The sequence below is a fragment of the Balneola sp. EhC07 genome, from assembly GCF_001650905.1.
GTDB lineage: Bacteria > Bacteroidota > Rhodothermia > Balneolales > Balneolaceae > Balneola.
The window spans coordinates 495,145-514,896 of sequence record NZ_LXYG01000017.1; the positions used below are offsets into that span (position 1 = coordinate 495,145).

Below are 19,752 nucleotides of genomic sequence, written 5' to 3' on the forward strand. Positions count from 1 at the left end.
GCTTAGATCATTGTTGCGATAACAAGTGCAACAACTGACATCAACTTAAGAAGGATGTTTAGCGATGGTCCTGAAGTATCCTTGAAAGGATCACCAACAGTATCACCAACAACACCGGCTTTATGAGCTTCGGAACCTTTTCCGTACTCAACACCATCAATGGTAACGCCTTCTTCGATCATTTTCTTAGCGTTATCCCAAGCACCACCTGCGTTACTCTGGAACAATGCCATAAGTACACCTGCAGAAGTTACACCTGCAAGAAGTCCACCAAGCATCTGAGCTCCTAAAGTAGGATCGTCGCTTACAAATCCCGGAACGAATCCGAATAGTACAGGAACGATCACAGCTAGTAGTCCCGGAAGAACCATTTCGCGAATAGAAGCAGTTGTTGAGATCTCAACACATTTTTCATATTCAGCTTTTCCATCAGCAGCATCAAATGTTGCTTTGTCTTCGTCTGTCCAGTCAGCGTATTCTGTTTCGCCGTTTTTGTTCATAACGTCAAGAGCAGCTCTCAATTCAGGAATAGAAGCAAACTGACGACGAACTTCTTCAATCATACTCATTGCAGCACGTCCTACAGCTTGCATAGAAAGAGCAGAGAATAAGAATGGAAGCATAGCTCCAACAAAAAGAGAAGCCATTACAGTCGGGCTCAATACATCGATAGCAAGAAGCTTAACTTCGTGCGTTGCGTTGTAAGCAGTGATGAAAGCTGCGAATAGTGCAAGAGCAGTTAATGCAGCAGAACCGATCGCAAAACCTTTACCGATAGCAGCAGTAGTGTTACCAACAGCATCAAGCTTATCAGTACGCTCACGAACTTCAGGCTCTAGTTCAGCCATCTCCGCGATACCACCTGCGTTATCAGAAACAGGACCGTAAGCATCAACAGCTAGTTGGATTCCTGTGTTTGCAAGCATACCTACAGCAGCAATTGCGATTCCGTAAAGTCCGGCAAAGCTGTAAGCTCCTACAATTGCGATTGCAATAATGATGATAGGAATTGCAGTCGAGATCATTCCAACTCCAAGTCCGGCGATGATGTTAGTTGCAGCACCGGTTACAGATTGCTTAACAATAGAAAGAACTGGTTTTGTACCTGTACCTGTGTAATGCTCAGTCACTAAACCGATCAATAATCCTGCAGCCAATCCGAAGATTGTAGCCCAGAAAACACCCATGCTTGTGTATTCAATTCCTGAGAATGTCCATGTTTCAGGAAGCATCCATTTAATGATGAAGAAAGAAGCAACCAACATAACAGCAGCTGATAAAAACTCACCCATGTTCAAAGCTCTTTGTGGATCTCCACCATCTTTAACTCTTACAAAGAAGGTTCCCAAAATAGAAGTAAAGATTCCTGTTCCTGCAAGAACCAAAGGAAGCATTACTGCTGAAAGTCCGTCGAAGTTATCGCTCCATCCCGGAATAGTCATGAAAGCAGCACCAAGAACCATAGTACCGATGATTGAACCTACATAAGATTCGAAAAGGTCAGCGCCCATTCCGGCAACGTCACCTACGTTATCACCAACGTTGTCTGCAATAGTTGCAGGGTTTAACGGGTGATCTTCAGGAATACCTGCTTCAACTTTACCTACAAGGTCAGCTCCAACATCAGCAGCTTTGGTATAAATACCGCCACCAACACGAGCAAAAAGTGCGATTGAAGAAGCTCCGAAAGAGAATCCTGTTACTACGGCCAATACTTTGTTTACTGCACCGGCACCGTCAATACCAAACATTTGAGAGAACACGAAGAATAAAACTGAAAGTCCTAATACTCCAAGTCCTACAACGCCAAGTCCCATTACAGAACCACCTGCAAATGCAACTTCAAGACCTTTTCCAAGGCTGGTACGAGCAGCGTTTGTTGTTCTTACGTTTGCTTTAGTAGCAACTTTCATTCCGATGAAACCTGCAAGTCCGGAACAGATTGCTCCAACTACGAAAGAGATGGCAACCATCCAGCTCGAAGTTTCAGGATTAGCACTAAAAGCTAAGATTAAAGCTACTACAAGTACGAAACCTGAAAGCACTTTATATTCTGCTTTTAAGAAAGCCATTGCACCTTTTGCGATACTTTCTGCGATACGGGCCATTCGGTCAGTACCTACTTCTTGTTTACTTACCCAAGAAGATTTTAATGCGGTAAATAGAAGTGCAATAACACCCGCTGCCGCTGAGAAATAGATTATGTTTAGCATAATACTCTTTTCGTTAGTTTATGATTGTAATTCAATTGAAATAATTCATTGCCCTTTCTATACCCAAATTCACGAAAGCAAGGGCAGCGTCGTGAGCATGTTGTACAGCCTGATTTTTTTCCTCAAGCTCATCTTCATCAAAAGGAGACAGTACGTAATCGACTTGTCTGCCTCTCGAAAAATTATCACCGATACCAAATCGCAAGCGTGGGAAGTCATTGCTTCCAAGTCGCTCAATAATATCAGAAATCCCATTGTGACCGCCCGCACTTCCATTTGGCTTCATTCTGTTTGTGCCAAGTGGAAGATTCAAATCGTCATAAACGATCAGGCAATCTTTTTTATCTGTGTTGAACTTAGCTAACGCTTTCTTAACTGCTGTACCACTTCTATTCATAAAAGTAGTTGGTTTAACAAGAACGATGTTGCGTCCTTTGTGTCTTCCCTCAGCTATTTCAAAAGGTCCGCCACCCAGACCAAATGAAATTGAAAGCGTTTTTGCCAGTTCATCAAGAACATCAAAGCCGATGTTATGACGGGAGCCATCATATTCGCTACCGATATTTCCTAATCCTACGATTATGGACATGGTGTTGAATTGGGCATTCCCGCCTTAATCACTTTAATTATTCTTCAGTTTTTTCTTCTTCAGAACCTTCGCCTTCAGCTCCTTCCTCACCTTCAGGAGTTTCGCCTTCAGCACCTTCTTCAGCTTCGTCATCGCCTTCAACATCAGCGGTTAAGCTATCTAGGAAGTCAGCACCTTTTGGAGGTCTGATCGTAACAATGGTTCTTCCTTCTGCATCAATTGGGGTGATTCCATCAAGGTCTAATTCACCTACGTGGAAAGATTCTCCAATTTTAAGTGAGCTTACATCGATTACAAACTCAGAAGGAATGAAATCAGGTAGCACTCGGATGCGAACTACTTTCATTGGCTGGAACAAACGTCCACCATTTTCAACAACTCCGCGAGCATTACCTGTAACAGTAACAGGAATTCTCAGAGTTACTTTGTGATTATCAGAAAGAACGTAAAAGTCTACGTGAACAGGTCTGTCAGTAACTGGGTCGAACTCAACTCTTTTAACCAGTGTTTTGTACACGGTGTTATCGAAGGATAATTCAACAAGTTTGGTTTGTTGTGTTCTTAAAATTCTTTCCAGTTCCAATTCGTCTACAGAAAAGTGAAGGTTTTCTTTCACTTCAGGTCCGTAAAGAACAGCGGGAACTCTTTTTTGAGCACGAAGTTCACGATTAGCTTTTTTACTAAGCTCACGTTTTTCGGCGTCTATTGTCTTAAATTCAGCTTTTGCCATTTTTGGATTTACTTACTTGTTCATTAATTGTCGAAGAGTGCACTTATAGTATCATTAGTATGGATACGCTGAATAGCTTCAGCAAAAATATCCGCAACGCTAAGCACTTTGATCTTATCAGAAGGCTGGCGAAGGGTTACTGTATCTGTAACTAAAACTTCATCTATAGGTGAATCTTCTATTCGTTGGTATGCCGGTCCCGAAAGTATCGGGTGAGTACAAATTGCAGTAATATTTAGCGCGCCTCTTTCTTTCATGGCTGCTGCTGCATTTGTAAGTGTTCCGGCGGTGTCAATTAAGTCATCTACTATCAACACATTCTTTCCCTCTACATCACCAATAATGTTCATGATCTCGGATTCATTAGCATTTGGACGTCTCTTGTCAATAAAGGCAAGGCTTGTTCCAAGCTTTTTAGAATACGCTCGTGATGTTTTGAGGCTTCCCACATCCGGGGCAACTACCACCAGATTTTCAATTGGGTTGGATTTAAAATGTTCAATGAAAGCCCTGCTTGCATAAAGATGATCAAGCGGGATATCAAAAAATCCTTGAATTTGTGCTGCATGTAAATCCATGGTCAAAATGCGATCTGCACCTGCTTCAACAAGCAGATTTGCCATGAGTTTAGAACCAATAGATACTCTGGGTTGATCTTTTCGATCCTGGCGGGCATATCCGAAGTAAGGAATTACCGCTGTTACTCGCTTTACCGATGCGCGTTTTGCCGCATCAAGCATTAACAACAACTCCATGATGTTATCACCGGGTGGGGGAGTTGGTTGAATAATGAAAATATCTTCGCCACGGATGCTTTGCTCGAATTTGACATATAATTCACCATCAGAAAATTCCTTGATGGTAACGTCACCGAGTTTTGTTCCGTAGGATTCAGCAATTGCTCTTGCGAGAGCGGGGTTGCTTCGTCCGGAAAATATTGCGAGAGGAGTATCCATTTAAACTGCTAGCACTGAAAATTTCAGGATTACATAAAACAATAAGACGGCTCCTGTTGTTATCTTATTGAGTGTTTGTTGCCCGGGGAGGACTCGAACCCCCACTGACTGGACCAAAACCAGCTGTCCTGCCATTAGACGACCGGGCAAAAAATGTTGTTTCGACAGACCCCAAAGATAGAGATAGATCGAAAAGCAATCAAGATGAAAATGCTTTTTTTAGCACTAAACATTCTGAGCAGTTCTTTGGCTTACAATATTCCCTTAACTGATGTATAGATCCAAGCTTTTTTTGATAAAAAGAGGGAGAAATTTTCAGCTGTGCAAACTCAGAAAGCAAAATTTTTGGTATGGGAGCTTTAAATGAATTCCATTCTTCTTTAACTGCTGCTGTTATTTTTTCCGAATGATATAACTTTCCAAGAAAGTAAAGTGCGGGAAGAAAAACAGTGGCGTATAAAATTTTTGGGTGCCCGGCGTTCTGTACCCCAATTTCGGAGCACCACACATTCCAGAGTTTGTAAGAATCGGCGTTCAAAAGATCTTCAAAAGGAGTGGATTTGATAAGATGTAGAAAATGCACCGCAGTCTTTATTCTGTGTGCTGGATGGCTGTGTGGTCTTGTACCTTTAAAATTCCAGTTTATCTCAGTGGTACTGAAAGCAATATGATCAGCTTTTGATTGTAAAGCATGCAATGTGTCATACTCCGAATTCAGCAAGTTATAAGCCAGAGTTCGCATTTGTTCTCTGTTTCGGCTTATCCCAAAGCCATCAAACACAGAAACGATTAGAGCATTTTTCCAGGCTGTGCTTTGAGATGTATCAGAAGAGTAGAACGAAATAAAATCATCAACTTTCTTGTTTAAATATTCCTGATGAGATCGTGCAATCTGTTCATGAAAAACATCTTCAGAGATAAATGTAAGATTGCCAGTGCAGGGTAGTTTTTTAGAATGATCGAGATTGGATAAAAAAGCTCCTAAATCTGAATGAATATAAGGAAGAAGGTTAAGAGTGAAGGGAGAACTGCCTGATAATGTAGAAACCGGGCTTGGGTTTTCTTCGGCTACAACATGAAGAATTACATTATCATAATTTTGGTCTGAATGATGATTGTGCGCTTTCCATCCACTTGATTTGAGATGAAGTTCAACAGAACCATTCCATTCAATATTTCCGATCAGTAATTTTGAAGATTTAAAGTCAGGCCCATCTGAATGATTTAAGATTCCCTGATGGATGATTTGAATAGGCTTACCACACTCTGTTCTTAAACAAGTATTATCAAACAAAAGCTCGTTCCATACCCATTGCAAAATTCGCTCAGAATATGGAAATGAGGCTTCAGGCATCTTCTTCTAATTCTTCATCTTCAAAATGCAGTAATTCGGTAGCTTCATAAAGATCCGGTAAATTATCTTTAACACTTCTCTTTATATTTTTTGATACTTCACCAATTTTCTTTTCACCATCTTCCAGAATTCTATGGCTTTTGTCCTCGATCCATTGGCGGTTTTCCTTCCCTGATTTTGGTGTTAGTAGCAATCCGGCTACAACACCACCTGCGAAGGCAGCAATTCCGGTAAGTAAAGTTCCTAATCCTCTGCTCATAATTGAACCTCAAATTTTTTGGGTAAAGGTTAACGCTGTAAAGTAATAAATTCTAGGTTAGAAAATGTTCATAACTTCGCATTCAAGGGCATTTATTTCTTATCTTTTATCAAAATAAATATGTGCAGATGAAACGGCAAATTGTATTAATGGATAAAGCCAGAATTGAACGTTCTTTAAAAAGAATGGCAATAGAACTTTGGGAGAGAATAACTCCTGAACAAGAGCTGGTGATCGTAGGATTAAATGAAAGGGGGTTTGCTACAGCCAAGGTATTGTTTGAATACCTGAAACCATTTCATAATGAATCAGCGATTGATCTGATACAATACGATGTAAAGAATCTGACTCACAATAAACCGCTTCCCGAATGTTCTGAAAAGTTTGTTCTTATCATTGACGATGTGATTTTCTCCGGAAAAACTATGTTTGATGCTGTATCAGCAATAATAAGTGCCGGAGAACCTGAACGGATAGAAGTACTTACTTTGTTAGACAGGGGACACAGAAAGTATCCAATAAAGTCGAACATCACGGGGATGACCGTTCCTACCAAGATGGGCGAGCATGTTGAAGTTATGCTTTCGAAAGAGAAACCGGAGCAAGTTGTGCTCTTCAAAAATACTTAATTATAAATTTTACGATGAAAATTTTTACCAAAACGTTACTACTAATCGCAATTACTTTTTTTACGGCAAATTCTTTGCAGGCGCAAACTATTGTTGTACCTGATACTCTTGTTGGGTGGACTCAAACCTGGGTTGCAAATCTGAATGGGTCTCAGGCTTCATACAGCAATTGGAGTGAAGGAGGTGTTAATACCGTTAGTGGTGCAGCTTCTACTGTATACACTAAAATGTATCGAAAAGAACAATACACTTTTGGTTTCCGAACCAATTTAAGATATGGTCAATCAAGAATAGACGGAAGCACAAGAAAATCAGACGATCTGATCTCTATCCGACTCAGAAATACTTATGATTTACAGGAAGATAGTAAGTTGGCAGGATATGGAGCAATCCAATTCAGAACACAGTTCGCTGATGGGTACAATTATGATGCTAAAGTAGCTGGCGGAGATTCATTGATCTCAGGATTTTTTAGTCCGGCTTATCTTACCGAAGGTGCCGGTTTGGAATATAATGCGAGTCCAAGTTTACAGTTAGAAGCAGGTTTAGCTCTCAAGCAAACGTTTATTTCAGATGGAGATCTGTCTCCTAATTATGGATTACCTGAAGGGGAGACTTTCAGATCAGAGGGTGGTTTAACAACCGGTATTTCATTTCAAACAACTGTTGCAGAAAACATTCAGTATTCAAGCAACATAGAAACATTTACAAGTTTCACAGATCCGGTTTCAGAAACCGATGTTTTTTGGAGTAACGAATTAGTTGGACAAATCAACTCTTTAATCAGTGCTTCTTTCCAGTTTGAAATGCGTTATGACGATGATTTTTCAAGTGAAGTTCAGATCAAACAGGTTCTTTCTGCAGGAATCTCAGTTAACCTGTATTAATGGATAAGCAGGCAAAACAAGCACTGGATAAAGGGCTTGAACGCCTGCAGCATTGGAAGCTATCTTTTGGGGCATGGGAACAGGATTCCACGCTTTCTGTTTCTGATGAAAAAGCTGAAGAAGTTTTTTCCAGACTTTCTCAAAAACTAAAATGTAATTATCCATTTCATCATCCGGTTTATGCAGGCCAAATGCTGAAGCCACCACACCCTGTGGCTTGGGCTGCTTATGCAATGGCGATGAGTATAAATCCGAATAACCATGCTCTTGATGGAGGGCCGCCTTCTTCAGAAATGGAAAAAGAAGTAGTTGCTGAACTAGCGAATTTTTTTGGATATGGAGAAACCTTTCTGGGGCATTTGACGGCAAGCGGTACTATTGCAAATCTGGAAGCTTTATGGATTGCAAGAGAATCTCATCCCGGCAAAAAGATCGCTTTTTCATCCAATTCACATTACACACATGAAAGAATGTGCGGCGTACTGGCTGTAGATTCTGTTAAGATTCCAATACTGGAGGACAGAAATTTTGATCTGTCTTCTGTTGATCCGGAGAAGATCGGCACAATTGTAGTAACTCTCGGTACGACAGGCTTGGGAGAAGTTGAACATCTGGAACAGGTTATCCCTTGGGCAAAAAAACATGGAATTCGAATTCATATAGATGCTGCTTACGGAGGTTTTTTCAGAACATTGAAAGATTCGGATTTAATTGACGGAACCCAATGGAAATTAATGCAGGAAGCGAACAGTATTGTGATTGATCCTCACAAACATGGATTGCAGCCTTACGGTTGTGGCTCTGTTCTCTTTAAGGATCCGGAAGTTGGTCGGTTTTACAAGCATGATTCGCCATATACCTATTTCACTTCGGATGATCTTCATCTTGGAGAGATAAGTTTAGAATGTTCAAGAGCCGGTGCAGCAGCAGTAGCTTTATGGGCAACACTGCAATGTTTTCCTTTAAAAGAAAAGGAAGGCTTTGGTCCTGTTATGGCGCAATGCAGAAAAGCGGCATTAAAGGGCTATTCGTTAATGGAGGATAGCAGAAAACTGGTTCCATATAAAAAACCTGAACTGGATATAGTGGGCTATTTCCCATCTGACTGCAAAACTACTTCTCAGATTTCAGATCTATCCAAAAAAGTATTTGATGCAGGAATGAAGGACCAATCATTCTATCTTTCATTATTTAAAGTTCCAAGTTCAGAATTCATAAGATTACATCCTGAATATAAAGCAGATTCAGAAATGGTTACTATTCTAAGAAGTGTATTTATGAAGCCCGAACAAGCAGCTTTTGTAGAAGAATTAGTAAACAGAATAGAATCTCATTTATAGAGAGTATCGTATTCTATTCTATAGCTTAACCCAAATGTTTATAAAGGGTATGAGAAAGCATCTTTATGTTCACAGGTTTGCTTAAGACATCAACCATTCCTGATTCTCTATACAACACAAAATCATCTTTCATTACATTAGCAGTAACAGCGATGATTTTAAAAGGAAGATCTCCTTTATAAAACTCAATGATTTTTCTGGAAGCCTGAGAACCATCCAGTTTAGGCATTTGAATATCCATCAGAATAAAATCATATTCATTTTGATCATCCGTTGCAGCTTCAAAGGCTTCTTTCCCATCGTTAACGATATCTATATTTTCTATACCAAGATTCTTAAGCATTTTGCTCAAGACCATTTGATTGATAGGAACATCTTCAGCGATAAGAATTTTCAGATCGGTTAAGTCTTCATCATGAGTTGAAGATTCAATTTTTTGAGGATTTTTTGGTTTGATGGATAAAGGAAGTTCAAATGTAAAAGTAGATCCTTTTTTAAGTTGTGATGTGAATGAGATTTCTCCTCCCATCAGCTCGACCAATCTTTTGCTTATGGTAAGCCCCAATCCTGTTCCTTCTATGGTATTGGCTAGTCTTGTCCTGAAGAATTTTGTAAATAATTTATCCTGATCCTCTTTTGAAATACCTATCCCGGTATCTGAAACAGTAAATTGGACGGTGGCAATGTTCTTTTCTTTACTTAATAATTTGGTTTGTACAATTACGGCACCATCATTAGTAAACTTTATTCCGTTGTTTACAAGATTCACCAGTACTTGTCTTATTCTTGTAATATCACCATATAAAATTTTTGGTATTAGTTCATCATGTTCATGATGCAAATGAAGAAAAGCTTTTCTGGAATCGATTTTAGGACGGAATATTTCCAAAATATCATTGATCTCACTTTCTAGCTGGAATACGTTCTCACTCAATTCAAGATTCTCATCTTCGATGGTGGTAAGATCCAGTACATCACTGATCAAGCTGTGAAGCATATTACTACTGTAACTCAGGTTTTTCACCATTTCTACTTGTTCAGGATTTAAATCAGTCTCACCTAATAACTCTGAGATACCAACGATACCATTAAGAGGTGTTCTCATTTCATGACTAATAGTAGCCAGGAATTGTGATTTAGCTTTGTCAGCAGATTGAGCCTTTATCTTTTCAACTTCAATTTCTTTAATAGCTTTATTTAGCGATTCCTTATCCCTTACATAAGATTTTTTGAATGTATATAAAGAAAAGCCTAATACCATTATAGCTATAATGGAGGCAATAGAAATGTCTCTTATTCTATTAATTTCACTTAAGTACGGGAAAGCAGCGTCGGGATTATAATATTCATAAATAGAGAATGAAATAACGATAGCCGCTATAGAGAGAATGAATATAAGGTATGCTCGGAGTGGAAGAACCAGTAAACCGGCAATAAAAATTAATACAATAAACTGAAGAATTGCTCCTTGAATCCCGCCTCCGGGAAGCCAAGCGAAAGCCATTAAAACAAAGCTATATCCAAAGTAACTTGCTGAAACGATGGAAAAAGAGACTTTCGCTTTTTGCGCTATATAAATGGAGAGATAGACTACAAAAGAAGAAAGAAATAGGATTTTATTTATAAGCTGAAACTCTGCTACAAAGCCAAAGACGCTCCAAAAAGAAAAAATCAAAACCGTAAGAAACACCGCTATTTCAAATAAATGAAATTCGACGCCTTTACTTTTGTCATTTACCGGGAATATGTTCTTTAACTTCATCGCCATCGTTAGATATTAAATAATATAGCTAAAGAAATTATGCTAAACGATTATAGGAGTTAATTTTTAGGCATCTCGAGAAAAACCAATGATCACGGGATTTCTATTTCAACAATCACTTCAATTTCTACAGCCAGGTTAACAGGTAGGGAACTCATACCTACAGCAGAACGGGCGTGTTTTCCTTTTTCACCAAAGATCTTGACCATGAAATCGGAATACCCGTTAATAACCTGAGAATGTGCGGTAAATTCAGGAGTCGTATTCACCATTCCCAGAACTTTCACAACGCGAACTACTTTGCTGAGGTCACCGATCTCATTCTTAATTACAGCAAGATGTTGATAGGCGATACTTTTGGCAGCTTCATATCCTTCTTCTATAGTCAGATCTACTCCAACTTTTCCTGTAATTCTGGAGCCATCAGGATTTTGAGAACCTTTTCCCGCAAGAAATAACAGATTTCCGGACCGAACTACATTAACATAGTTAGCAACGGGAGGAGCAATTTCCGGAAGTTCAATTCCAAGTTCTTGTAACTTTTGTTCAGGGGATTGGTTTTGGGCACAAAGAACAGTAGTTCCAATAATCAGAATGAAGAAAATTGAGATGTATTTCATATTCCCTGAGTTGATTAAGATTTTCAGGAATATAGAACAGAAAACGTGAAAGTAAATGATATTTCTTGGGTCAAACTCTTCCAGAGTTAATAAGAATCAGCTTTTATTTTTGATGAGATAAAACTCTGGAAGAGTTAAGGACGATGGTTAGAATTTGAAATGAAAAGGAAGCAGGAGCTTCCTAATGGAATTCCGAACAAGATATTCGGAACTAGTGAAAATCAGCCTGGGTGTAATGATTGCTCCTTCGGAGCCGTTGATTTCATTGCGTTCTTCCCCGCCAATAATTCTAAAGATCAGTGTAGTTGGAATCTTTTTCTGAAATCCTCCTTTGAAGGAGGTGGCTTCTGACCGGATAGGTCAGAAGACGGAGGATGTTGTGCAATTTAGTAACTCAGAAATTGCACAACATCACTCTGATCACACACAAGTGTTTGGTCGGTATCTCTTAGAAGGGAGAACTTATCAGAAACTACACTTATGATCAAAAAATGAAGAATTGATGATTCACCAATTCTTCATTCTTAATTTTTAATTCAATAATTCCGAAGGTCAAACATCAAACGAAATACCTTGCGCCAGCGGTAATTCTTCACTCCAGTTGATGGTATTGGTTTGTCGGCGCATGTACGCTTTCCAAGCATCAGAGCCGGACTCACGTCCACCACCGGTTTCTTTTTCACCACCGAAAGCTCCACCAATTTCAGCACCACTTGTACCTATATTGATATTGGCAATTCCACAATCAGAACCGTGTGTACTTAAGAAATTTTCAGCCTCACGCATATTCAGTGTGAACATTGCAGAACTCAATCCTTGCTTCACACCATTGTGGTAGCTCATCGCTTCATCAATAGTTTTGTACTTGATGAGATAGAGAATCGGAGCAAAAGTTTCTTCCTGAACGATCTCGAATTCATTTTTAGCTTCAGCGATAGCCGGACGAACATAAAATCCATCTCTGTCTAAAACTTCACCCCCGAAGATCACTTTTCCGCCTTCTTTCTCTACTTGTTTGAGTGCATTTTGCATTGCATCTACTGCAAGCTGGTCGATCATCGGTCCAACCAAAGTATCCGGCTCCAGAGGGTTTCCAATATTCACATTTTCATAGATACTCAACAGACGCTCTTTAAACTGATCATATACAGATTCATGGATGATCAATCTTCGCGTAGAAGTACAACGCTGACCACACGTTCCAACAGCTCCGAACACAGTTGCACGGATTGCCATTTCAATGTCAGCATTTTCAGAAACGATAATGGCGTTATTGCCACCAAGTTCAAGAATGGTTTTACCTAAACGCCCGCCAACTACTTTAGCTACTTCTTTACCCATTCGGATGGAGCCTGTAGCAGAGATCAATGGAATGCGCTCATCTTCTGTCATCCATTCGCCAACTTCTCTATCTCCGGTAACCAAGCAGAAGATTCCTTCCGGAAGATCATTTTCCTTCAATACTTTGGCAACGATCTTTTGAATAGCAATTCCACAAAGAGGAGTTTTTTCAGAACCTTTCCAGATCATAGTATCACCACAAACCGCAGCGATCATGGCGTTCCAGCTCCAAACAGCGACAGGAAAATTAAAAGCAGAAATAATTCCAACTGTTCCCATCGGGTGCCATTGCTCATACATTCTGTGGTTAGGGCGCTCACTATGCATGGTAAGTCCGTATAACTGACGACTTAATCCAACGGCAAAATCACAAATGTCTATCATTTCCTGAACTTCACCTAAGCCTTCCTGATAGATCTTACCCATTTCGTAAGTAACCAATTTTCCCAAAGGTTCTTTGAATTCACGAAGCTTATCTCCGATCTGACGAACAATCTCTCCACGTTGCGGAGCCGGCATTTCTCTCCAAACTTTAAAAGCTTCCTGAGATGCATTAACCACCTCTTCATATTGTTCTTTGGTGGTTGTGGTTACATTTGCGATCGTTTTTCCATCAACCGGAGTGTAACTGGTAATTTGATTTTTGCTTTCCAGATAAACTCGCCCGGTACTTGTACCTGCGTTTACTCCCTCAATTCCCAGTTTCTTTAAAAAATCCATGAGTTATTTTTAGCTTCGTTTTTTTGATTTGACTAAAGATAGAAAATCATTCTCCAAATAATTAGTATTAGTTACATGAGAAGTGATAGATTATGAAGTATCTTTTTATCAGAACTCAGAACTCAGAACTCAGAACTCAGAACTCAGAACTCAGAACTCAGAACTCAGAACTCAGAACTCAGAACTCAGAACTCGTGAAATCAGCATCAAATAATCAAATCAAGCTTTTAAGAAAACTCGGGCAGAAAAAGTACCGTGAAAAAGAGGGACTATTTGTTGTAGAAGGAGAAAGAGCAGTGGAGCAGGTTTTAGAGAATGGGATTCTGAATGTCAGGGAAGTTTTTGTTGATAAGGAAGCTAAGAGCTATCAGCTAACAGCTATTAGCTCTTACTTAATCGACACAAAAACATTTAGCGAACTATCTGATACCGAGAATAGCCAGGGAATCCTCGCCGTTTGTGAAATTCCGAAAGAATCTTCCGTTGAAGAGCTATCAAATAGAGAAGGATTGATCATTGCAACAGACAGAATTCAGGACCCGGGAAATCTGGGGACTATTGTAAGAACCGCAGCCTGGTTTGGGGCTAGTTCGATTTTAATTGGCAAAGGGTCTGTAGATCTGCATCATCCGAAAGTGGTGAGAAGTACTGCCGGAGCCACTGGAGTTTTGAGTTATAGAAATTCGAATTTAGATAAAGATCTTGAAGTATTTGAGAAAGAAGGATGGCAGATTCTTTTACTAGACGGAAACGAAGGAGCTCTACCGATTTCAAAAATAAATTCAACCAACAAAACAGTTCTTATAGTTGGAAATGAAGCTAATGGAGTTGATGGAAAGCTTATTACTTCGGACAGAAAACGGGTTATGATCCCTTCATCAAAAGAGAACCGTTCAGTGGAAAGCTTGAATGCAGCTATCGCTTTAAGTATTGCACTTTATCAACTTAATATCTGAGTTATCAACATCTTTGCGAGTCTTGAACTGTTAACTCAATATTAATTTATCACGAGTTTTCCACATCCATTGCATATTGGTTTTTGTTTGATTTAATTGAGTGAACCGTTCTTTTACATCATCTACATAAAGAGGTTTCGATCTCTGAAAATCAAAACGATTAGCCCATGCCTAAGAAGAAAGCGAAGAAGATCTTCGTACTCGACACTTCCGTGCTTTTATATGATTATGAAGCCGTTAAGAATTTTGAAAAAAATGACGTTGCAATCCCAATAACAGTCCTGGAGGAACTGGACACCTTTAAGAAAGGAAATACTGTAATAAACTTACATGCCCGTGAATTCATCCGTTACCTGGATGGAATTTCTGATGAAAATATGCTTCAGGACTGGATTCCGTTGAATGGGAGATCTCATGGGAAATTAAAAGTTATTACCAATGGCGGAAAACATGTAGATGCCAACAAAGTTTTTGGAGCTACTCGAAACGATCATCATATCATAAACGCTGCTCTTCGCCTTAAAAATGAAAATGAAAACACAAAGGTAGTACTTGTTTCAAAAGATATAAATCTTCGACTTAAAGCACGTGCATTAAATCTGGATGCTGAAGATTATGAAACAGTTCAGGTTAAAGACATTGATCATTTATACAGAGGAAAAACCGATCTGGAGCTTGAAGATCCTTCTCTGATAAGTAAGTTCTATGATAAAGGCAGGATCAAACCAAAGGATGTGATGGAAGTGAACCCGCCAAGCAATCATTACTATATAATGAAAAGTCATGGATCGTCAGCACTTGGTTGGTACAATGCTAAGTCAAAGTATATCGAACAGGTTGATAAAATTAATGCGTATGGAATTCAGCCAAAAAATGCGGAGCAAACTTTTGCAATGCATGCGCTTTTAAACCCGCATATTCTTCTCACAACCATAACCGGAGCTGCAGGAACAGGAAAAACATTGCTGGCATTAGCAAGTGCTTTAGAACAACGAAGTGATTTCAAGCAAATATATTTGGCCAGACCAATTGTTCCGCTAAGCAATCGCGATATCGGATATTTACCCGGTGACGCTGAAGCTAAGATCAATCCATATATGCAGCCACTTTGGGATAATTTGAGTTTCATCAAACATCAATTCAAAGAAACCAGTAAGCAGTACAAAAAAATTGATGAGATGATCCAAACGGATAAACTACGAATTGTACCACTGGCTTATATTCGTGGCAGAAGTTTATCGAACGTGGTATTTATTATTGATGAGGCTCAGAACTTAACTCCACATGAAGTGAAGACCATTATTACCAGAGCGGGAGTAAATACCAAAGTCATTTTTACAGGAGATATTTTCCAAATTGATACTCCATACTTAGATACTCAAAGCAACGGACTATCTTATTTAGTTGATCGTATGCAGAAAAGCGATTTGTATGCTCATATCAACTTAGAAAAAGGAGAGCGGTCAGATCTGGCGAATATTGCTAGTGAGTTGCTCTAGTTATCAAAAACACGTTCAGAAATAATTAGTGGACATTCTGTTTTTGGATGAGGAATAATATTCACAGGATGGTCAAAAGCATCAAATATGATTTCTTCTGTTAAAACTTCGAAGGGTGATCCTTCCGTAAGTTTCTGCCCATTTTTAAGAATGATAATATTATCAGAATATTGAGCGGCTAGATTTAAATCATGAATCACAATAAATACAGCTACATTTTTTGAGGAAAGCTGTTTTAATAAATGCATGATCTCATGCTGATGAGCCACATCTAAACTAGCCAATGGTTCATCTAAAAACAGATAAGAGGGTTCATTTGATTCAAAAGCATCCCAAATTTGAGCGAGAGCCCTTGCTATGTGAACCCTCTGCTGTTCTCCCCCTGAAAGTGTAACATAAGAACGATTCTTCAGCGATAGTAACCCAACTTTTTGCAAACAGCTTTCAATAATTTCCCGGTCTGCTGATGAACTGAAATATCCAGAGAGTGGAGAGCGGCCAAGGTTAACTACTTCTTCAACGGAGAAGGAAAAATCTAAGGTCGTTTTTTGGCTAACAACAGCTCTATGCTTGGCTAAATATGAGGGTTTTAGATCAGCAATATTTTGATCCTTAAAGAAGATATTTCCTGTAGAATAATCTGATTCACCACAAATTGCTTTAAGGCAAGTAGATTTACCGGCTCCATTTTTGCCTATTACTGAGGTCAGGATTCCGGGCTTTACAGAAACTGAAAAATCATCCAGAATTTTTTTTCCTGATTGTGTAGTAACCGATATGTTATTCGCTGAAATCATAGGTGTGCGGATATAGAGCGATTTCTAATCAAAAGCCATAAAAAGAATGGAGCCCCAATTGCTGAAGTAACAATACCAATTGGTAATTCAGCTGGAATAACAACCATTCGTGCAAAAAGATCTGAGGCTAGCAATAGCAATGCCCCCAAAAGGATAGAGCCCGGCATCAAAAATCGATGATCCGGCCCAATCATTAAGCGTAACAAATGAGGCACTACTAATCCTACAAATCCTATAATTCCGGAAACAGCAACGGAAGCCCCAATACCTAAAGTGGCTAGAAGAATGATTGCTTTTTTAACAAATTGGGTATTAACTCCCAGATAACGAGCTTCATGTTCTCCTAAAAGCATCACATTCATTTGCTTTGAAAAGAAAGGTAATCCAATGATTGTTATAAGCAGAAGTGGTGCTGATTTAGCGACAGTATTCCAAACAGAACCACCTAAACTTCCCAATGTCCAGAAAGTTAGGTCACGAATTTGAACATCATCAGCTGAGAAAACCAGAAAACCAATGCCCGCCGCGGCAACAGCATTAACAGCTATGCCGGCTAAAAGCATTGTGGCAATATTTGTTTTTCCGGAACTCGTTGAAATAGTGTACACAAGGAGGGTGGCGATAAGACCTCCAACAAAAGCTGAAATAGGTAATAGCGCAGAGTATAAATAATAAGGTAAAAAGCTAAACAGTTGTGCTCCCAGAATAATAACAAAAGCTGCCGCAAGAGCTGATCCACTAGAAACTCCGATGAGCGTAGGATCCGCCAGTGGGTTTCTAAATAAACCTTGTAATGCAGCTCCGGAAATAGCGAGTGTAGCTCCTACCAATATGGCGAGAATAACCCTCGGTAACCTTATACTATAAATGATAGCTGATGATTGGACTAGCTCATCCTCAGCGAAGTCTAAAAATCCTAATTTGTTTGCAAAAATTTTAAGTACAACAGAAGGCTCTATAGAAACAGCCCCAATTCCTACTGATAGTATAGCAAAAGATATAAGTGCAATTAAAAGTCCAGCGAGTAAAGCATTGCTTTTCCTGAATTTTGAGAGATTTAAAAAATGTGATCTATTGTTAACAGACACTTGAGTTAAATATTAACCCCAGGGTGAATTAATTTCATTAAATCTAGAATTGCTGACCCAAATCTAGGCCCAAACCCCAATAGGTAGTTACCTTCCATTCCAATAATATTATCGTTAGTAACCGCTTTTACGGCATTTACACCAGGTGTTTGCTTTAGTCCGGTACTTATTTCATCAAAACGACTTTGCATCATAAGGATATAATCAGGATTGGCTGCTATAATGGATTCCAGAGATGCTTGCTTATATCCAGAAAATGAATCGAAAGCATTTTTGCCACCTGCAAATTCGATCATGGCTTGGGCTCCTGTATTATTTCCTGCAACCATAAAGTTACTACTTCCACGAACAGCTAATACAAACATTACTTTTGGTTTTTCCTTCAAAGTAGATCTAAGTTCTGCAGCTTTTGTGAAAGTAGTTTTATTCTGTTCCATGAGTTGGTTAGCTTTCTCTTCGGCGTTTAATGCTTTACCTATTACGGATAGCTTATGAATAACACCTTCAAGAGACTCTGTTTCTTTTACTAACAGCATATCTGTTCCGGCGCTTCTAATCTGATCAATAGCAGATTTTGGTCCGGCGTCACTACTGGAAATAATTAAGCTTGCTCCAAGAGATAATACACCTTCTGAGGTAAGATTTCTTAGATATGGAACTCTAGGTAATTGAAAAATTTGTCTCGGAAAAGTACTGGACTGATCTGTGGCAATGACATTTTCGCCATGACCAAGAGCAAATACGGTTTCTGTAATAGAACCACCCATAGTGATAATTTTGTCGGTATTAGTAATAATTACGGTAACATCGTCAGAACTTTGAACGGTGGTTTGAGCGTCGGCAATCGTAGCAGAAAGGCTATAGATGATAAAAGAAATGATTAGTGATTTCATGAAAGAACTTGTTTAGGCTTTAATCCGTTAATGAGCTCTCTCCAGCTTTCCAATTCAGGTATCCCCGGTTTTCTCGCTCCAAAGAATGTGGCAATATTGTTATTCTCAGCGTCAAAGATTTCTAGGGAGGTTACGATACCATCTACTGTAGGCTTTTCAACGATCCAAGATCTGCTGATATGATCGTCTCTTAAATGTAGATTGAATTCAGAATCTAACACGTTTAACCAGTTATCCATTTTCTTAATGTTTTCAACCTTTCCTGAATGAATCTGGATTACAGCTCCACTGGAAACAAATACCATAATAGGAACTTCTTGTTCAGCTGCTTTATAAAGCAGTGCCTCAGTAGTACTGTTTTCTACAGGTTGAGTAAAACGTCCTTCTGCGATCTCGAATGCATCAGTTCGGTCTACTTTGAATTTCCTAAGTAATCCGTAAAAATCATGTGTGTCTTGTAGCTCAGACCACTCCTGCAAGAAAGCTTCTCTATCGATAGTGGTTGAAGTATCTTCTTTTTTAGTTGGCGGAGCAGGGGTGATCTTTAGTTCAGCATTTTGATCTTCATGGCTGAATTTTTCTACCAAGTTAGAATAGTCATCTAGATGCTCTTCATTCATTAGGTAAATTTTATGAGCAGCAACACCTTGTTTGTTAAAAAACTGAATGCTGTGAAGTGTTCCTCTTGGATTTTCCACAGGTACCGCATAGGCAAAACCGAATTGTCCGGGGAAGATTCTAAGATCTATGTTTGGATCTAATACCAAACCAGCATGTCCATTAAAGCTAATGTTGTGGTATTCTCCTTTTCTTTCATGAACAACAGATTCGTTACGAGTAAGAGCCATCACATAGCCCAAATTTTCTATATCTATAAAAATGCCCGGCCAGTCTTCATTTAAGCGAGTCGCATTTTCTAATGTCGCCACTAGTTCTACTTCACTAACACCAAGTTTGTCAGCAGCATTTTTTATTCTGATTTTTGGGTGTTCTTTTTTAAGTTCTTGCCAATCTTTTTTTAGCGATGCTTTTGTATTTTCCAAGAGATGTTACATTTAGTTATTTAGAATGAGTCTAAATTAGTAATTTTTTGGAGATATAAAAAACCCATTTATCATA

The 19,752-nt window shown here is 39.1% G+C and carries 18 protein-coding genes and 1 tRNA gene; 5 read left to right on the plus strand and 14 right to left on the minus strand.

Going from position 1 to position 19,752, the window contains the following annotated elements; genetic code table 11:
* Positions 1 to 2 precede the first annotated feature (2 nt).
* The 7 genes from A8B79_RS11460 to A8B79_RS11490 all read right to left on the minus strand — a co-directional run bounded on the left by A8B79_RS11460 (position 3) and on the right by A8B79_RS11490 (position 6,101).
* Positions 3 to 2,213 (minus strand): sodium-translocating pyrophosphatase, encoded by a 2,211-nt coding sequence (locus A8B79_RS11460; RefSeq protein WP_066222636.1) that lies wholly within the window; start codon positions 2,211 to 2,213, stop codon positions 3 to 5.
* Positions 2,214 to 2,244: 31 nt separating this feature from the next.
* The gene (gene pth, locus A8B79_RS11465; RefSeq protein ID WP_066222639.1) at positions 2,245 to 2,802 is read right to left on the minus strand and encodes an aminoacyl-tRNA hydrolase; all 558 of its coding nucleotides are present in this window, start codon (positions 2,800 to 2,802) and stop codon (positions 2,245 to 2,247) included.
* Between the two features lie 37 nt (positions 2,803 to 2,839).
* The gene (locus A8B79_RS11470) at positions 2,840 to 3,532 is read right to left on the minus strand and encodes a 50S ribosomal protein L25 (RefSeq protein WP_066222641.1); all 693 of its coding nucleotides are present in this window, start codon (positions 3,530 to 3,532) and stop codon (positions 2,840 to 2,842) included.
* A 23-nt stretch (positions 3,533 to 3,555) separates the two neighbouring features.
* A complete protein-coding gene (locus A8B79_RS11475; RefSeq protein ID WP_066222645.1) occupies positions 3,556 to 4,488 on the minus strand; it encodes a ribose-phosphate diphosphokinase in 933 nt (310 codons plus the stop codon).
* 78 nt (positions 4,489 to 4,566) lie between these two features.
* A tRNA-Gln gene (locus tag A8B79_RS11480) sits at positions 4,567 to 4,637 on the minus strand.
* A gap of 50 nt (positions 4,638 to 4,687) precedes the next feature.
* Complete coding sequence (locus tag A8B79_RS11485) at positions 4,688 to 5,842, minus strand: DUF2851 family protein (RefSeq protein WP_066222648.1); 1,155 nt, start codon at positions 5,840 to 5,842, stop codon at positions 4,688 to 4,690.
* Positions 5,835 to 6,101, minus strand: a complete 267-nt coding sequence (locus tag A8B79_RS11490) for a YtxH domain-containing protein (RefSeq protein WP_066222651.1) — start codon at positions 6,099 to 6,101, stop codon at positions 5,835 to 5,837. The genes A8B79_RS11485 and A8B79_RS11490 overlap by 8 nt, the downstream gene beginning before the upstream one ends.
* A 128-nt stretch (positions 6,102 to 6,229) precedes the next feature.
* Between A8B79_RS11490 and A8B79_RS11495 the strand changes: the two genes are divergently transcribed.
* From A8B79_RS11495 to A8B79_RS11505, 3 genes are read left to right on the plus strand one after another with little or no spacing between them, the layout of a single operon-like run.
* Positions 6,230 to 6,730, plus strand: coding sequence for a phosphoribosyltransferase family protein (locus A8B79_RS11495; RefSeq protein ID WP_235603677.1), 501 nt, complete (start codon positions 6,230 to 6,232; stop codon positions 6,728 to 6,730).
* Between the two features lie 14 nt (positions 6,731 to 6,744).
* Positions 6,745 to 7,617, plus strand: coding sequence for a DUF3078 domain-containing protein (locus A8B79_RS11500; RefSeq protein ID WP_066222656.1), 873 nt, complete (start codon positions 6,745 to 6,747; stop codon positions 7,615 to 7,617).
* Positions 7,617 to 8,957 (plus strand): pyridoxal phosphate-dependent decarboxylase family protein, encoded by a 1,341-nt coding sequence (locus tag A8B79_RS11505; protein WP_066222658.1) that lies wholly within the window; start codon positions 7,617 to 7,619, stop codon positions 8,955 to 8,957. Before A8B79_RS11500 ends, A8B79_RS11505 begins: the two co-directional genes overlap by 1 nt.
* Before the next feature lie 25 nt (positions 8,958 to 8,982).
* On the opposite strand, the gene A8B79_RS11510 is transcribed toward A8B79_RS11505, so the two are convergent.
* The 3 genes from A8B79_RS11510 to amaB all read right to left on the minus strand — a co-directional run bounded on the left by A8B79_RS11510 (position 8,983) and on the right by amaB (position 13,400).
* Positions 8,983 to 10,725: an ATP-binding protein gene (locus tag A8B79_RS11510; protein ID WP_066222661.1), complete on the minus strand. Its 1,743-nt coding sequence runs from the start codon at positions 10,723 to 10,725 to the stop codon at positions 8,983 to 8,985.
* 86 nt (positions 10,726 to 10,811) lie between these two features.
* Positions 10,812 to 11,339 (minus strand): RidA family protein, encoded by a 528-nt coding sequence (locus A8B79_RS11515; RefSeq protein WP_066222663.1) that lies wholly within the window; start codon positions 11,337 to 11,339, stop codon positions 10,812 to 10,814.
* Between the two features lie 552 nt (positions 11,340 to 11,891).
* A complete protein-coding gene (gene amaB / locus A8B79_RS11520; RefSeq protein WP_066222666.1) occupies positions 11,892 to 13,400 on the minus strand; it encodes an L-piperidine-6-carboxylate dehydrogenase in 1,509 nt (502 codons plus the stop codon).
* 92 nt (positions 13,401 to 13,492) lie between these two features.
* On the opposite strand from amaB, the gene A8B79_RS11525 reads away from it, so the two are divergent.
* Together A8B79_RS11525 and A8B79_RS11530 are read left to right on the plus strand one after the other, a co-directional pair.
* Positions 13,493 to 14,356 (plus strand): TrmH family RNA methyltransferase, encoded by an 864-nt coding sequence (locus tag A8B79_RS11525; protein WP_066222670.1) that lies wholly within the window; start codon positions 13,493 to 13,495, stop codon positions 14,354 to 14,356.
* Between the two features lie 167 nt (positions 14,357 to 14,523).
* A complete protein-coding gene (locus A8B79_RS11530) occupies positions 14,524 to 15,855 on the plus strand; it encodes a PhoH family protein (protein ID WP_066222675.1) in 1,332 nt (443 codons plus the stop codon).
* Here the strand turns inward: A8B79_RS11530 and A8B79_RS11535 are convergent.
* Genes A8B79_RS11535 through A8B79_RS11550 form a run of 4 tightly spaced genes read right to left on the minus strand, consistent with a single transcriptional unit; the run spans position 15,852 to position 19,676 of the window.
* Positions 15,852 to 16,652 carry a heme ABC transporter ATP-binding protein gene (locus A8B79_RS11535; RefSeq protein WP_066222678.1) on the minus strand — a complete coding sequence of 267 codons (801 nt, stop codon included), beginning with the start codon at positions 16,650 to 16,652 and terminating at the stop codon, positions 15,852 to 15,854. The two genes, A8B79_RS11530 and A8B79_RS11535, sit on opposite strands and share 4 nt — an antisense overlap.
* Entirely contained in the window at positions 16,649 to 17,740 is a 1,092-nt protein-coding gene (locus A8B79_RS11540; RefSeq protein ID WP_066222681.1) for a FecCD family ABC transporter permease, read from the minus strand. The genes A8B79_RS11535 and A8B79_RS11540 overlap by 4 nt, the downstream gene beginning before the upstream one ends.
* Positions 17,741 to 17,745: 5 nt before the next feature.
* Positions 17,746 to 18,633 carry a heme/hemin ABC transporter substrate-binding protein gene (locus tag A8B79_RS11545; RefSeq protein WP_066222684.1) on the minus strand — a complete coding sequence of 296 codons (888 nt, stop codon included), beginning with the start codon at positions 18,631 to 18,633 and terminating at the stop codon, positions 17,746 to 17,748.
* The gene (locus A8B79_RS11550) at positions 18,630 to 19,676 is read right to left on the minus strand and encodes a hemin-degrading factor (RefSeq protein WP_066222687.1); all 1,047 of its coding nucleotides are present in this window, start codon (positions 19,674 to 19,676) and stop codon (positions 18,630 to 18,632) included. Before A8B79_RS11550 ends, A8B79_RS11545 begins: the two co-directional genes overlap by 4 nt.
* Positions 19,677 to 19,752 lie beyond the last annotated feature (76 nt).

Bases quoted from the DNA above. Each gene is read 5' to 3' on its own strand.
- A8B79_RS11460 (WP_066222636.1), bottom strand. From the start codon at position 2,213: ATGCTAAACATAATCTATTTCTCAGCGGCAGCGGGTGTTATTGCACTT.
- pth (WP_066222639.1), bottom strand. From the start codon at position 2,802: ATGTCCATAATCGTAGGATTAGGAAATATCGGTAGCGAATATGATGGC.
- A8B79_RS11470 (WP_066222641.1), bottom strand. From the start codon at position 3,532: ATGGCAAAAGCTGAATTTAAGACAATAGACGCCGAAAAACGTGAGCTT.
- A8B79_RS11475 (WP_066222645.1), bottom strand. From the start codon at position 4,488: ATGGATACTCCTCTCGCAATATTTTCCGGACGAAGCAACCCCGCTCTC.
- A8B79_RS11485 (WP_066222648.1), bottom strand. From the start codon at position 5,842: ATGCCTGAAGCCTCATTTCCATATTCTGAGCGAATTTTGCAATGGGTA.
- A8B79_RS11490 (WP_066222651.1), bottom strand. From the start codon at position 6,101: ATGAGCAGAGGATTAGGAACTTTACTTACCGGAATTGCTGCCTTCGCA.
- A8B79_RS11495 (WP_235603677.1), top strand. From the start codon at position 6,230: ATGAAACGGCAAATTGTATTAATGGATAAAGCCAGAATTGAACGTTCT.
- A8B79_RS11500 (WP_066222656.1), top strand. From the start codon at position 6,745: ATGAAAATTTTTACCAAAACGTTACTACTAATCGCAATTACTTTTTTT.
- A8B79_RS11505 (WP_066222658.1), top strand. From the start codon at position 7,617: ATGGATAAGCAGGCAAAACAAGCACTGGATAAAGGGCTTGAACGCCTG.
- A8B79_RS11510 (WP_066222661.1), bottom strand. From the start codon at position 10,725: ATGGCGATGAAGTTAAAGAACATATTCCCGGTAAATGACAAAAGTAAA.
- A8B79_RS11515 (WP_066222663.1), bottom strand. From the start codon at position 11,339: ATGAAATACATCTCAATTTTCTTCATTCTGATTATTGGAACTACTGTT.
- amaB (WP_066222666.1), bottom strand. From the start codon at position 13,400: ATGGATTTTTTAAAGAAACTGGGAATTGAGGGAGTAAACGCAGGTACA.
- A8B79_RS11525 (WP_066222670.1), top strand. From the start codon at position 13,493: ATGAAGTATCTTTTTATCAGAACTCAGAACTCAGAACTCAGAACTCAG.
- A8B79_RS11530 (WP_066222675.1), top strand. From the start codon at position 14,524: ATGCCTAAGAAGAAAGCGAAGAAGATCTTCGTACTCGACACTTCCGTG.
- A8B79_RS11535 (WP_066222678.1), bottom strand. From the start codon at position 16,652: ATGATTTCAGCGAATAACATATCGGTTACTACACAATCAGGAAAAAAA.
- A8B79_RS11545 (WP_066222684.1), bottom strand. From the start codon at position 18,633: ATGAAATCACTAATCATTTCTTTTATCATCTATAGCCTTTCTGCTACG.